The organism is Allomesorhizobium aridi, assembly GCF_043769475.1.
GTDB lineage: Bacteria > Pseudomonadota > Alphaproteobacteria > Rhizobiales > Rhizobiaceae > Allomesorhizobium.
In genome coordinates this window covers 4910573-4924031 of record NZ_CP171729.1, presented here as the reverse complement: position 1 = coordinate 4924031, position 13459 = coordinate 4910573, and the positions used below count along the sequence as shown (strand labels likewise).

The 13459-nt window shown below is 65.7% G+C and carries 8 protein-coding genes; 5 read left to right on the top strand and 3 right to left on the bottom strand.

Annotated elements, in window-relative coordinates; all coding sequences use genetic code 11:
* Nucleotide 1: 1 nt before the first annotated feature.
* From ACG873_RS26290 to ACG873_RS26280, 3 genes are read right to left on the bottom strand one after another with little or no spacing between them, the layout of a single operon-like run.
* Nucleotides 2–1438: a S8 family serine peptidase gene (locus tag ACG873_RS26290; protein WP_394888700.1), complete on the bottom strand. Its 1437-nt coding sequence runs from the start codon at nucleotides 1436–1438 to the stop codon at nucleotides 2–4.
* On the bottom strand, nucleotides 1428–2096 hold the full coding sequence (locus tag ACG873_RS26285) for an anti-sigma factor (protein ID WP_394888699.1): 669 nt from the start codon (nucleotides 2094–2096) through the stop codon (nucleotides 1428–1430). The genes ACG873_RS26290 and ACG873_RS26285 overlap by 11 nt, the downstream gene beginning before the upstream one ends.
* Nucleotides 2093–2653, bottom strand: a complete 561-nt coding sequence (locus ACG873_RS26280) for a sigma-70 family RNA polymerase sigma factor (RefSeq protein WP_394888698.1) — start codon at nucleotides 2651–2653, stop codon at nucleotides 2093–2095. Before ACG873_RS26280 ends, ACG873_RS26285 begins: the two co-directional genes overlap by 4 nt.
* A gap of 1047 nt (nucleotides 2654–3700) precedes the next feature.
* On the opposite strand from ACG873_RS26280, the gene ACG873_RS26275 reads away from it, so the two are divergent.
* The 5 genes from ACG873_RS26275 (at nucleotide 3701) to ACG873_RS26255 (ending at nucleotide 13406) form a co-directional block, all read left to right on the top strand.
* Nucleotides 3701–4546: an AraC family transcriptional regulator gene (locus ACG873_RS26275; protein WP_394888697.1), complete on the top strand. Its 846-nt coding sequence runs from the start codon at nucleotides 3701–3703 to the stop codon at nucleotides 4544–4546.
* Nucleotides 4547–4632: 86 nt separating this feature from the next.
* Complete coding sequence (locus tag ACG873_RS26270; protein WP_394888696.1) at nucleotides 4633–5244, top strand: LysE family translocator; 612 nt, start codon at nucleotides 4633–4635, stop codon at nucleotides 5242–5244.
* A 324-nt stretch (nucleotides 5245–5568) separates the two neighbouring features.
* Nucleotides 5569–7551: a hypothetical protein gene (locus ACG873_RS26265; RefSeq protein WP_394888695.1), complete on the top strand. Its 1983-nt coding sequence runs from the start codon at nucleotides 5569–5571 to the stop codon at nucleotides 7549–7551.
* Between the two features lie 11 nt (nucleotides 7552–7562).
* Nucleotides 7563–11222 (top strand): hypothetical protein, encoded by a 3660-nt coding sequence (locus ACG873_RS26260; protein ID WP_394888694.1) that lies wholly within the window; start codon nucleotides 7563–7565, stop codon nucleotides 11220–11222.
* A gap of 135 nt (nucleotides 11223–11357) precedes the next feature.
* Nucleotides 11358–13406, top strand: a complete 2049-nt coding sequence (locus tag ACG873_RS26255) for a hypothetical protein (protein ID WP_394888693.1) — start codon at nucleotides 11358–11360, stop codon at nucleotides 13404–13406.
* The last annotated feature ends 53 nt before the right edge of the window (nucleotides 13407–13459 follow it).

Here is a 13459-nt window from a genome sequence, read left to right as displayed (position 1 = left end):
CCTATTCCTTCGCCGCATCCGCTTCCTTCGAGGCGTCCGCCGCCTTGGCGTTGAGCAGGCCGTAGCCGAAATCGCCGTCGCGGCCGGCGCTGCCGAGATCGGTCGCGGTCTCGGCCAGCGCCTTCTCGATCCAGTCGGCCGAGCGCTCCGGATTGCTGCGGATCAGGTTGGCGACCGCGCCCGAGACGATCGCGGCGGCGAACGAGGTGCCGGTGACGAGGTCGGAGCCGCCGCCGACCGGCGCGATCATGTCGACGCCGGGCGCCGACAGATAGACATAAGGGCCGCGATTGGCCTGCTGCATCAGCCGGTCCTGCTCGTCGGTCGCGGTCACCGCAGTCACGCCGGCATAGGCGGCGGGGTAGCCGAACGGCGCCTTCGGGCCGTTGTTGCCGGCCGCCGCGATCAGCACCATGTTTCGCGCCCGCGCATTGCGGCAGGCGGTTTCAAGCAGTTCGTTCGCGGGCCCGACAAAGCTCATATTGATGATGCGCACATCCTTGCCCGCTGCCCAGTCGAGCGCGCCGAGGATGGTGTCCATGGTCGACTTGCCGTCCTCGAACGCGCGGGCGTGGTAGATGCTCGATCCCGGGGCCATGCCGCGGAACGGCCCGGTGCCGGCGATCAGCCCGGCAACCGAGGTACCATGGTCGCGCGACGCGATCTCGACCTCCGGCATGGCGTCGAAAATCTCGGCTATGGCGCCTTTCAATGCGGGATGCGTTTCGTCCACCGCCGTGTCGATGACGGCGATGCGCACATCCTTGCCGCTGGCCGCGGTGGAATCCAGCGCGATGCGCTGGAAGGCGTAATTGACGACGGCCGGCGCCTGCTGGAGGTCGTAGACATGGTTGGGCACGCGGCCCTGCGCGCGGCCGTCGGCGGCAAGCTGGGCCAGCACGATGCCGACCGGCCGCCCGTCGGGGATGCCGAAGCGCACGACGGTCAGGCCGAGCAGCGTCGAAAGCCGCTGTGAGCGGACTTCGAGTCCGAAATCCGCCGCGATGTCCTGAACGGCCGCGCCGTCGCCTTCGATTGTGACCAGCACCTCGTCGGGAACGAATTCGCCGGCGATCGCCTGCGCCGGTGCGGCGAGCGGCTGGCGCGCAGCAGTGGCAGCAGCCGGGCCGAGCGGATTTTGCGCCGGCACAGGCGGCGTTCCTCCCGCCTGCGAGGTCGCGGGTGCCTGTCCCGCGCCGCTGCCCGGCTGGGCCGGTTCGCCGCCGGCCGGATTGGGAAACAGGTCGAACAGCAAATCCGGCAGCAGCACCGCGCTTTGCCTGCCGCGATCATCGGCCGGACCTGTGCCTTCCGGCCGAACCGACAGCCGATCGGTCGCCAGCGCGCCGGAAGGATCGTTGGTCTGCGCCAAAGCGGGAGCCGCGCCTATAAGCACGGCCGCCGAAAACGCCGCAATCCTGAATGCCCTACCCGCCATTGGCTGGTTTCCTGCCCTCGGAAACAGTCTCGGTAAAGGGCTGGGCGGCAATAAGGCCGACCAGCCTGTCATAGTCGGCGGGGGTCTTCGCGGGGATGGCGATGCGGAACACGCCGCCCGCCGTGGGACCGCCCGCGATGGCCGCACCATTTTCCACGAGGAAGGCCGAGATGTCGGCCATCTCCGCTTCCGGTTTGAACTTGACGAAGGCGAACGGCATCATGCCGATGCCGCCTTCTTCTCCCGCTATCTCGAAATCTCCGCCCTGCCTGCCGGTGTCGAGCGCCGCCTGGACGACAAGCAGCATGACCGCCGCGGCGGCCGTCGCCCAGGCGAGCCCCGCCGGCGGGCCGGCGATCCGTTCCCAGGCGCCGGCGAGCCAGGATTTTCCCGCCTGCGTCCTCGCAGGCCCGGCTTCCGCCTCCAGCGCCTTCGAAAAGCGGCTCAGCGCATCGGCGGGCGGCCGCAGCGCCTCATTGGCGGCGACCGCACCGGCAAACTCCTCATCCGCCTCGGCGAGCGCCACCGCCGCCTCCGGGTCGGAGGCCAGCCATTCCTCGACGGCTTCGAGGTCGTCACCTTCCAGCGTGCCATTCAGATAGAAAGGCAGCAGCGCTTCCAGTTCGTCGCGGCGCGACATGTTTTCCTCGGCGCTCATGGCCAACCTCTGTCGTGACCGGCGGCCTTCAGCGCCTCGCCGAGCTTCTTGCGGGCATAAAACATCCGGGTCTTCACCGTTGCCACCGGTATCGAAAGTATCTCGCCGATCTCGGCGACCGACTTGCCGTGATAATAGGCGAGGTCGACCACCGTGCGATGCTCCTCGGGCAGCGCGTCGACCATGCGCCTCAGCGCCGCCGCCTTGTTCTCCTTCATCACAGTCACTTCCGGCGTGTCGGCGCTGTCCGCGACAGCCGCAGCGGCGTCTTCGTCGAGCCACGCCTCGCTCTTCTTGCGCAAATGCGACAGCGCCTTGAAGCGGGCGATGCCGAGAAGCCAGGTCGAGACTTCCGACCGGCCCTCGAAGCGCGGCGCCTGCCGCCACAGTTCCAGGAAAACTTCGTTGGCTATGTCGTCCGCCATCGCTTCCGATCCCGTCTGGCGCGCCACGAAGCGGTAGACCCGTGCGTGGTGCCGCATGAACAGAAGCCGCACGGCGGCGCGGTCGCCCCTGGCGACGCGGCCGACCAGGTCACGATCGGAATCGTTCGTCATGACCGGCGCTTCTGGCGGCTCTGTCGCATGCGGACCCGGAAAGGTTCACCCCGTTCGTTAAGAATTAGACCAAGAGCGGGACCTGCGCCAGCTTGAGAGGCGTTGGCGCGCATCTCGCCGGTTGGCCGTAGGGGACAGTTCACTTTTTCCGCCCGCGCGGACCTCTCGACTGCCGCCGCCTTCCTGCGGAAAGAAGTAAACTGTCGCCGGCATGCACTTCTCCTTTGCCACGCTGCGTTTCCGCCCTGGCCATTGTTAGAGCCCTTCGACCCTTCGATGAACTCAGGGCTTCAGGAGTCGGGAAGCGGGGCGCTTGGCCTTGCCTACCGAAATTGAATACGTGGCGCAGCTTCCGCGCCCCGCCGGTGTCTGTCGCCACGGTCGACCGGTCACGCGCCCCGCTCCATGTTCTTTCCATGGACAATGACGCGCGGATGATCCGCCTTCCGTTCACGAAGCATTGGCGCTTCGCTCGGAATGCCGGCCCGTCGGACGCCCTCAGGCCCGTGGGAACCGAATCCACGGGGAGAGGTCACCGCCGCCCTACCGATCCCCGGTCCGGAACCGGTTCCCGCAAGGGCGATGCCACGGATTATGCGGGAGGGGCGGGGGGTGTGCACAAATGCAGGTGCGAAAATTCTTCTCGCCGGCTGTTATGCCATTGATCCGCAATGCGGATTTCTTTGGTCGAGCCGAAATGGGGGTGGATTCTATCCACTTTTAAGATCGCAGCTAAAGCGCAAATCTCCTTGAGGGAGGGTTGGTGCGGCAGTGCGGGGCGTCTCCCTCCTCCTTGAGGGGAGGTGCCGAGCGCAGCGAGGTTGGATGAGGGGTGTTGGACGGAGTGCCACAGTTCCTGATTGATCGCATCGCGAGATGCCCCATCTTCCCGTCTCATTTCTTCCAACACCCCTCATCCGTCTTGGCGCTTCGCGCCAATCCACCTTCTCCCACAAGGGGAGAAGGGAGAGAGGCGCATATCGCTTAGCCCTACCCCGTTGTGGTTGGTCGCAGGGACAGGCAAACTGCCCCAGGAGGCATGACCAGATGGCACGAGGCCAATTCAAAATGCTCCGGTGCGCGATCGCTGGCATCGAAGCGGTGGAAGCGGAGACATGCCACACATTTCCGCGTCATACGCACGAGCAGTTTGGCATCGGCGTCATCCACAGCGGCGCGCAGAAGTCGCTGAGCGGCCGTGGCATGGTGGAGGCCGGTCCCGGCGACGCGATCACCGTCAATCCGGGCGAAGTGCATGACGGTGCGCCGATCGGCGACGCCGGCCGCTCCTGGCGCATGCTCTATTTCGATCCGCCGCTGATCGTCGAGGCCGCCCGCGACATCAGCCAGGGCCGGACAGGCACGTTCGAATTCACTCGGCCGGTCATCGGGGATACGCGGATCGCCACTCGCTTCGGCGCGCTGTTTTCGGCAATGACCGCCGGCGGGCAGGCGGCAGACGGAACGGAAGCGACGCCGGCCGGAGCGCAAGCGTCGGTCGCGCGCGAGGAAATGACGCTGATGCTGCTGGCGGAGGTCATGCGCGACGGCAACGGCTTCGCCCCGGACCGATCAATTCCCGCACCGATTTCCGCAGCCCGCAGCTTGATAGACGAAGATCCGGCGGCGGCGACCACGCTGGCCGATTTGGCGCGCGAAAGCGGCCTCAGCCGCTTCCAGGTGCTGCGCGGCTTCGTCAAAGCGACCGGGCTCACGGCCCATGCCTATATTCTCCAGCGCCGGATCGCCGCCGCGCGTCGGCTGATTGCGCAAGGCAAGCCGTTGGCGCAGGCCGCCCTCGAAAGCGGCTTCGCCGACCAGAGCCACATGACCCGGATGTTCGTGCGGACCTATGGCATCTCGCCCGGCGCCTATGCCGACGCGGTCGGCTGATGTCCTGACGCACTGCAATTTCGTTCAAGACCGGCTGCTCCGGATCGGCTTTCCTGCGGCTCCGAACCCGAACCCGGAGCACCGTCATGACCCCCGAATATCTGCTGACCTCGATCATCGTCATCCTCCTGCCGGGCACGGGCGTGCTCTACACACTAGCCTTCGGCCTGAGCCGGGGATGGAGCGCCAGCGTGCTCGCGGCGATCGGTTGCACGCTCGGCATCGTCCCGCATATCGCGGCGAGCATCGCCGGGCTGGCGGCGCTGCTGCATACCAGCGCGCTGGCTTTCCAGGTGGTCAAATATCTCGGCGTCGCCTATTTGTTCTACATGGCCTGGGGTGTGATGCGGGATGGCGGCGCGCTGCAGGTTTCCGAACGCCACTCGACGCTGTCGCCGGCGAGGATCATTGCCAACGGCTTCATGCTGAACATCCTCAACCCGAAGCTGTCGCTGTTCTTCCTGGCCTTCCTGCCGCAATTCGTGCCGGCGAACACGCCTAACCCGACCTCCTACATGCTGGGGCTGGCGGGCGCGTTCATGGCGCTGACCTTCATCGTCTTCGTCGGCTATGGTGCGTTCGCCTCGGCGACCCGGCGCTACGTCATTTCGAGGCCCAGCGTGCTTACCTGGTTGCGGCGCGGCTTTGCCGGCGCCTTCGCCGCACTTGGACTGCGGCTCGCTTTGTCGGACCGCTGACCCGCTCGGTGAACCTTTCTCCTTTCCGCCGCGACTGAGCGTGCAGGAGCCGCGTGGTGCGGCCTCCGGAAAGGAAAACCCATGACCACGAACACCGAGTGTCACGGGTCAGCAGGACCATCCGGCGCCCGGCGCGATCACCGTCCGAAGGACGGCGCGCCGGGTTTCCGGCTGGTTCCGTTGACGCTGCGTGACTGCAAGCGTACCGTGCATGAAAGGAATGGATACCGGACTGCCAGGGGGGAAAGTGCCGGGATCGTGCGGGCTGCAAATGGCCGCGCGAGAGTTCAGGCGGTTTCTCCAGCCATCGTGGGGAGAAACCAAATGCCACGCCATCGCGCACCGTCCGCCTGCCTGCCCACCGGCAATCATCCCTCGCACGATCTGCACAACAATCTCGCCTCGACGAGCGCGATCGTCGCGCTGGCGCTGACCGCCGGGCTCTGGTTCGCCAACCCCGGCAGGGCGCAGGAAACGCAGATATTCCATCCGGGCTCGATGGCGGTGACCGGATTTTCCGGCACCATCATCCCCAATTTCGACGAAGGGCTGCCGCCCGGCGTCGATCCGGTTGACGAAACCTTCATCGACCTCGACCGCGCGACTTTGCGCGTTTTCGACGTCAATGCGCTTGGCGGCCCGCCTTCCGGGCAACTCGTCTATACGCCGCAGCCCTTCGAAGTCATGGCCGGCCAGCTCGGCCAGGTTTTCGGCCTCGCCTATGACGACGGCGTCCGCGACGGCATCCCGAGCGGCGTGCCGAACCTCTATGCGGCGGCAAGCTCGCTGCACGGCGTCCGCATCGTCACGCCCGACGAGGACGATGACGGCAGGCCCGAGCGCCAGCGCCGCGGCGCGGAAGGTGCGACCTTCATGGAAGGCCAGTTCGCCGAGGAGAATGGCGGCGGGCCAGGCACGATCTGGAAGATCGACGGGCTGACCGGCCAGGTCTCGCTGTTCGCCAATATCGACGGCAATAGCGGGCCGGGCATCGGCAATGTCGCCTTCGACAAGGCGCACCGGCAGTTCTTCGCGTCCGACCTCGATACCGGCTTGATCCACCGCATCGGCGCCGATGGCGCCCTGATCGACACCTTCGATCACGGCGTCAGCGGCCGGCCGGCGCGCGGCCTCGATCCGGTCGCGGACGACGGCGCGGTGATGGACATTCAAGGCGCGGCTTTCGACAGCGAGGATCCCGACACCTGGGGCTACACGCAGGACGAACGCCGCGTCTGGGGTGTCCAGGTGCATGGCGGCCGGCTCTACTACGCCGTCGGCCAGAAGGCCGAGATATGGTCCGTCGGCATCGCCCGCGACGGAACATTCGCCGGCGATGCGCGCTGGGAGCTGACGGTCGCCGCTCCCGAGGAGCTGGCGGTCACCGACATCGCCTTCGACACTCGCGGCTTCATGTATCTCGCCCAGCGCGGCGAGATCGACAACCGCTACGACTACAGCCGCTTCGCCGATTCCGGCGACGGCGTTGTGCTGCGCTACTGGCGCGAAAGCCCGGACGATCCGGCGACGGAATCGATCTGGGTGGAAACGCCGGAGGAATATGCCGTCGGCTTTCCCGAAGGCCACCGCCAGAGCGCGGGCGGCATCGACCTGCAATATGGCTATGACGCGCAGGGCAATCTGAACACCAATGCCTGCGCCGACACGCTGGTGAAGACCGGCGACAGGCTGCGCGACAATCCGGCGCTCGAAGAGCAGCTCATTGCCGGCGGGCCGCTTGCCGTGCACGGCGTGCAGATCACGCCGACGCCGCTGGTGCGCCCGAAGAACGAGCCGCCCTTCGGCAGCTGGTTCGTCGATTTCGACGGCTTCTTCGAAGACCCGGAAGTCGAGGGCCATGTCGGCGATGTCGAGGTCTGGCGGCCCTGCGAAGGGCGCGCCGGCTACTACGAGCCGGTTCCGGGCGGTGGCTACCGGCCGCCCTTCTGGCCACCGGATTTCATTCCGCCGGAAGACTACCCGCCCTGCATCGACCTCGACGCAGTCGAGTATTTCTGCACGCCGGCCGGGCTCGAGGCCGATCTCTACGTGCGTGACGTTGCCGGCATCGGCGGCGACACGATCAAGGCCGACTCCAGGACACCGGGGATCGGCGTTTCGCCCCTGCAGCAGACCCAGCCTGCAGGCGCTCCGTTCACATTGGGCATTACCGGGCACTTCCCCGGCGAGAATGTCGATGTCGGGCTCTGCTTCTACAAGGAAGCCGACGCCGAACGGGGCGGCTACTACCCGTGCTGCAAAGTCACGGTGACGCTCGAAACGCCGCCCGCAAGCTGCGAACCGTGAGGGAGGGAGAGATGACCATGTTCTCACATCTTCCCCTGGCGGGACGCACTGAAACCGATGTCATGGAGACGATCATGAAACCTGCAACCATCGCCGCGCGCGCGTCGCGCTGGCTGATGGCGGCCGGGCTAGCGTTTGCCTCCTTGGGCATCGCACCCGCCGCCGCACAGACGCCGCTTGTAGTTCCGACCGACGACAGGCCGCTCATCGAACTCGACAGGCCTGATGGACCAGTTCGGGAACGCGAGCGCGTCGAACCGTTCTTCGAGAAGGTCGGCAAGCAGATATCTTGCGAATACGTCAAATACCGTCTGCGCTTCGGCGCGGAAGGCGAACCGGAAGTCCTGAACAGCGAAAAATTCGGCAACGAGTTGAAAGAAATCCGCATGGATTTCCGCGATCAGCTTCCGGCCGGGCTTTCGGTGGTCAATGTCGAGATAAACGGCGACATCACCGACTCTGCGGGCGGACCCGCTCCGGCGGCTTCCGTTTCGACGACGGGTTCTCCGGACGACACGGTGACGATCGAGGATTTCCGCCTCTCGGGAACAGACCTCGATGGCGACGGCCTTCTGGACCGGCGCTATTTCGACGTGATCATCACCGCCAAGATCGACCTCGCCGCCTTCCCGGCGGCGACCACGGTCGACAATCAGGGTTTCGTCACGCTCGCCCGCCCGGGCGCTGCGGCGATCGAGATCCCTTCGCATGATCCGGCATTGCCGGACGACGGCGATTTCCTGACCGGCAAGCCGACAAAGATCGGTATCGACGTGACGGATTGCGAACCGCCTCCGCCTCCGCCTCCGGGCGGCGACGAGGCCTGTTTCGAAGTCGAGACCGGCGATGTCGACTGCGTGCCAGGTGGCGGCGCCTTCATCTACAACATGCCTGTCGGCGCCGACATGGCCGGCAAGTGGGTGCAGCTTCGCACCACGACGCCGGGCATCACGGTTGCGCCCGCGGCGCAACTCGTGCCGGCTGGCGGCGGCGTTCTCGCCTGGACCATCACCGGCGCGCTGCCGGGCGATGTCGTCCATCTGATCGTCACCGGCATCGAAACCTATGCCGGGCCGGAAGAAGGTGTCGGCCTCTGCTGCACGCAGACCGTCGACCTCGTCATCCCGGACGATCTCGATTGCCCGGACGAACGCGGCGAACCCGACATCAAGGTGGAGAAGCGCGCGGACGTGGCGACCTGCACGGTCGAGGGCGGCTGCAACTTCACCATCACCGTCTCCAATGTCGGCGACGCGCCCTATAGCGGCAAGATCGTGCTGGACGAGGTCACCCTGCCCGGCAATGCGACTATCGACAGCGGCCCCAACCCGCCCTGGGTCTGCGCGCCATTGACCAGCCCGATGAGTTGCGAGCATCCCGCAACCACGCTCGATCCGGGCGAATCAATCGACCTGAAGCTCGGCTTCAAGCCGGGTCCCGGCTGGGACGCCCGCTACATCCGCAACTGCGCCGAATATAATTATCCAGCCAGCGAGAAGGAGCTGTTCGGCTCGCAGGCCAACGACAGGGCCTGCGCGGCTATAAAACTCTGCCGTCCCAACGATCGGGATTGCAGGCCGCCGGTGGAAAAGAAGGTCGATCTCGGCATCACCAAGCATGCCCGCACTCCGGTCTGCTCGCCCGACGGCGTCTGCTTCTTCATCATCAACGTCATCAACACCGGCACCGAGACCATCAACGGCCCGATCACCGTCATCGACGAATATCCGGTCAACGTGCCGGCCTCGTCCGAATTCGTGCCGTCGCCGCCATGGTCGTGTGTGCCGGAAGTGGCCGGGCGATTCCGCTGCGACCATCCGGGCGTGGTGCTGGTTCCAGGCGCTTCCATCCCGCTTGGCGTCAAGGCGATCGTCGGCGACGACTTCCCCGCCGACCTGCTCGAGAATTGCGCCGAAGTGCTGCCCGTTGCCGATGAGAGCGATCTCACCAACAACAAGGCATGCGCAAAGGCACGCATTCCCCGCCGCGACCCGGGCAAGCCTACGCTCCGCATCACCAAGACCTGCGAAGCGGTGGCGGGCGCTGCCGGATACACCTGCCGCATAACCGTCATCAGCCTCGGCACCACCGCGCCGTCGGGTCCGGTCCGGGTCAATGACGCGGCCGAACTGATCGGCGCCGGTACGCCCGTGCAGATCCAGACCGTCACCCCCGACGGCGCGGAGTGGAGCTGCGGACCGGTTCCGGCCGACACGCTGTCGTGCCAGATCCCGGGCGAAGTGATGACGCCCGGGACAAGCCGCCATTTCGACGTGACCGTGAACGTATCGCCGAACGAGCGGTTCGAAAACTGCGCCCGCGCCTCGTACGGGCCCGCTCCGGGAGACGACATCGTCTATCCGATCGGCGAAGCCTGCGCCCAGGGTGGATCGAGCATCAAGGTGGAGAAGACCGGCGACCGCGAATGCCGCGTCGGCGAGCCCTGCACGTTCGAGATCACCATCCGCAACGACAGCGATACGGCGTTCAGCGGGCCGGTCAGGATCGGCGACGCCATCGGCGTCGAAGGTCTCGGCCGTCTCGAAGGTGTCGAGATCGCCGAAATCGTACCGCCCTTCGGCTGCGCGCCGGAGCCGACGACGCTGCCCATCTCCTGCGTCGCCGACCTCTCGCTCGGAGCCGGCGAAAGCCGGGTGCACCAGGTCACCGTGGTGATCCCGGACGACGGCCGCTTCGACAACCAGAACGGCCCGATCAACGGCCGCAACTGCGTGGCGGTGCTCAGCCCCGATACGCCGGTGCGCAATGGCGGCGGCCTTTCGGAGGGCCAGTCGCTCGTCGAAGGCTCGCCGGAGGAAGGGCAGTATGCCTGCCATCCGTTCACGATCTCCAAGCCTGAACAGCCCAAGGATCTGTGTTCGGAAGGGTTCGTGATGAACGACGCCGGCCGCTGCGTCTGCCCGGAAGGGACGACGTTCCGCAATGGCCGCTGCACAGGCGACCAAGGTACGGTCCCGACCCCGACGCCGAAGCCACGCGACCCGCAGCCGCAGCAATGCCAGCTCTTGCCCGGCCAGATCCGGACACAGGACGGACGCTGCATCTGCCCGCGCGGCACCGAGCTGCGCAACAACCGCTGCGTCAAGGATGTGCCGCCGGTACGTCAGTGCACGCTCCTGCCCGGCCAGATCCGGACGCAGGACGGGCGCTGCATCTGCCCGCGCGGAACCGAGCTGCGCAACAACCGCTGCGTCAAGGATGTTCCGCCGGTGCGCCAGTGCACGCTGCTCCCCGGCCAGATCCGGACGCAGGACGGCCAGTGCGTTTGCCCGCGCGGCACCAGGCTGCAGAGCGGGCGTTGCCGTCCGGTCGTGGTCGAATGCCCGAAGGGGACGAGGCTGGTGCGCGGACAATGCGTGACCATCCCGCGCGAGCCGACCTGCAAACGCGGCGAGGTGCTGCGCAACGGACGGTGCGTCGCCGTCCAGCCGCAACGCTGCCCACGCGGCACGATCGGCACGCCTCCGAACTGCCGCAAGGTGGAGGTCCAGCCGTTGCGCTGCCCGCGCGGCACCGTCGGTACGCCACCGAACTGCCGGAAGGCGACGCAACCCACCCAGCCCAACATCCGGATCAATCCGGATACGCTGAGAAAGCTCCTGCCCCGGCGCGAGACGCAGCCGCCGTCAAACAATAAGCAGGTTCAGTAGCACCGAAGCCTCGGCAAAAACCCCGCCGGCCAGCCGGCGGGGTTTTTGTTTGCGCGAGGTTTCGGCCGGCGCGTGAACCATTTCGCGCCGTCCCGCGACACACCTCCGGAAATGCACACCATCCAGGAGGAACCAATGTCTATCCATACCAAATCGATGAAATGTACCGTCGCGGCCGTGGCGCTTGCCGCTGCCGCCCTCTCCGCCACGCCGGCTCTCTCGGACGACGCGAAGCTGAAGTCGATGTCTTTCAATGCCGAGAGCGCCAACACCACCATCCATGTCATCTCCACCGACGGCCAGAAGTGGGACAAGCTGAAAAGCGGCAACGTCCTGTTCTGGGGCCACATGAAGGTGGACACCAAATGGTCGGGCTATGTCGAGGAAGTCGCCGTCGTTCTCGGCCACTGCTCAGGCAATACCTGCAAGTCGTTCCCGCTTCTGTGGTCGGACGGCGTCGGCGAGCGCGACTACAACCAACAGAGAAATTTCTCCTTCTCCACCAGCAAGATCCCGGTCTCGTCCGATACCGGGATCGCCGTGGTCACCTATGGCGACGCGATCATCTCGAAATGCAACCAGCACCTTGCCGCCGATGGTCCGACGAAATCCTACAGCTTCTCGCACGAGCTCCACGCGACGCTGGGCGCGAGCACCGACAAGGCGGTTCTCGACAGCAATATGGTGGTCGAGGCAAACGCCGACTGGCCTTCCTATCCGGACGACATCGACCACACGCGCTCCGACTCGTTTCAGGTGCAGGTTGTCTGCGACCCGGTGATAAAATCGCCGACCGACGATCTCGCGCATGATTTCGGCGAGTTCGACGTAGAGAACGTGAAACTGTTCCTGACCACCTATCAGAACAATCAGCCCGGCTCCAATCCGGGAACCGTCTGCCCGGCGCTGAAGGTGACGAGCCGCGCTCAAGCCAATCAGGCCGGTCCGGTCTCGATGCGCATCTGGCGGCAGAAGAATGGCGGACCGATCACCTCGGAGTTCAAGCAGGCCTGGGCCAGCTTCGACGCCGCCAAGAACGGCTATTTCGCCACCTATGAGAAATGGGAAGACGTCGGCACGACGTCTTACTTCCAGTTCAAGACCGAGATCGTCGAGAATGACTCCTTCGCTCCTTTCGACGGCTGGAAGGACATTACCGTCCACTGCACCAGCCCTGGCGGCGGCGGCCTGGCTCCGCTCCCACCGGTCAATCCCGACCTGCCGAAGCCGCAGGCGAAGTGGCAGGGCGAGGTGATCGTCGCCGACAGCGCCGGCCACGACAAATCCTGCCCGCGCAAGGGCCAGGTGTTCTTCGAGGTTACCCGCGAAGCGCCCGGCGATTTCGACTACCGCATAAGCTGCTCCAACGGCGCCTTCTTCACCGGAACCGCGACCGGCTACGACCAGGGCAGCGGCGTTTTCGAAGCCTATGGCGCGCATGACCTGTCGATCAACAAGACGCGCTCGATCCAGTGCACGCTGCAGGAGCTGCAGCCGGCGCCGGTGACGGTGGCCGTCGACAAGGAGGACTTCACCTGCAACAACCCGGCGATCGACCCGGACGTAGACGACGTGACTTCCGACCCGCGCCCGAACCCAGCCAAGCCGGTCTTCCCCGCGATCATCGTTACGCCGGAGCCGAAATGCGACCGTGGCGAAAAACTGGTCCGGGGCATGTGCGTCGGCAAGCCGGACATCAGCATTCTGTGCGCCCCGGGCTTCGATCTGGTCGGCAAGAAATGCGTGAAGAAGCCCGTGATCGCCATCGCCTGCAAACGCGATCAGATCCGCGTCGACGGTAAGTGCGTGAAGAAACCCGGCGTGAGCATCCATTGCCTGCCCGGCTACAAGCAGGTCGGCAAGACGTGCGTGAAGAAGCCGGAGATCGTGCAAGCCTGCAAGCGCAACGAACAGCGCATCAACGGCAAATGCGTCAAGAAGCCGGAAGTCAGCATTCTCTGCAAAAAGGGTTTCAGGCTCGTCGGCAAGACATGCGTCCGCATTCCGACTTTGACCCAGATCTGCGCCCGTGGCGAGAAGCTGGTTCGCGGCAATTGCGTCGGCAAGCCCGACCGCACGCCGGTCAAGACCTTCGTCGCGCCAAAACCGAAGCGCAACAAGGCGTCTGCCTTCCGACAGCTCCAATTGCCGAAGGCCAGGCTACAGTTGCGCCGTCAGAAGTAGCCGAGTTCTGAGGTTCTAGGCGGGGCGGCTTCGGCCGCCCCATTCTGTTGTCG

Bases quoted from the DNA above. Each gene is read 5' to 3' on its own strand.
- ACG873_RS26255 (WP_394888693.1), top strand. From the start codon at position 11,358: ATGTCTATCCATACCAAATCGATGAAATGTACCGTCGCGGCCGTGGCG.
- ACG873_RS26265 (WP_394888695.1), top strand. From the start codon at position 5,569: ATGCCACGCCATCGCGCACCGTCCGCCTGCCTGCCCACCGGCAATCAT.
- ACG873_RS26270 (WP_394888696.1), top strand. From the start codon at position 4,633: ATGACCCCCGAATATCTGCTGACCTCGATCATCGTCATCCTCCTGCCG.
- ACG873_RS26275 (WP_394888697.1), top strand. From the start codon at position 3,701: ATGGCACGAGGCCAATTCAAAATGCTCCGGTGCGCGATCGCTGGCATC.
- ACG873_RS26290 (WP_394888700.1), bottom strand. From the start codon at position 1,438: ATGGCGGGTAGGGCATTCAGGATTGCGGCGTTTTCGGCGGCCGTGCTT.
- ACG873_RS26260 (WP_394888694.1), top strand. From the start codon at position 7,563: ATGACCATGTTCTCACATCTTCCCCTGGCGGGACGCACTGAAACCGAT.
- ACG873_RS26280 (WP_394888698.1), bottom strand. From the start codon at position 2,653: ATGACGAACGATTCCGATCGTGACCTGGTCGGCCGCGTCGCCAGGGGC.
- ACG873_RS26285 (WP_394888699.1), bottom strand. From the start codon at position 2,096: ATGAGCGCCGAGGAAAACATGTCGCGCCGCGACGAACTGGAAGCGCTG.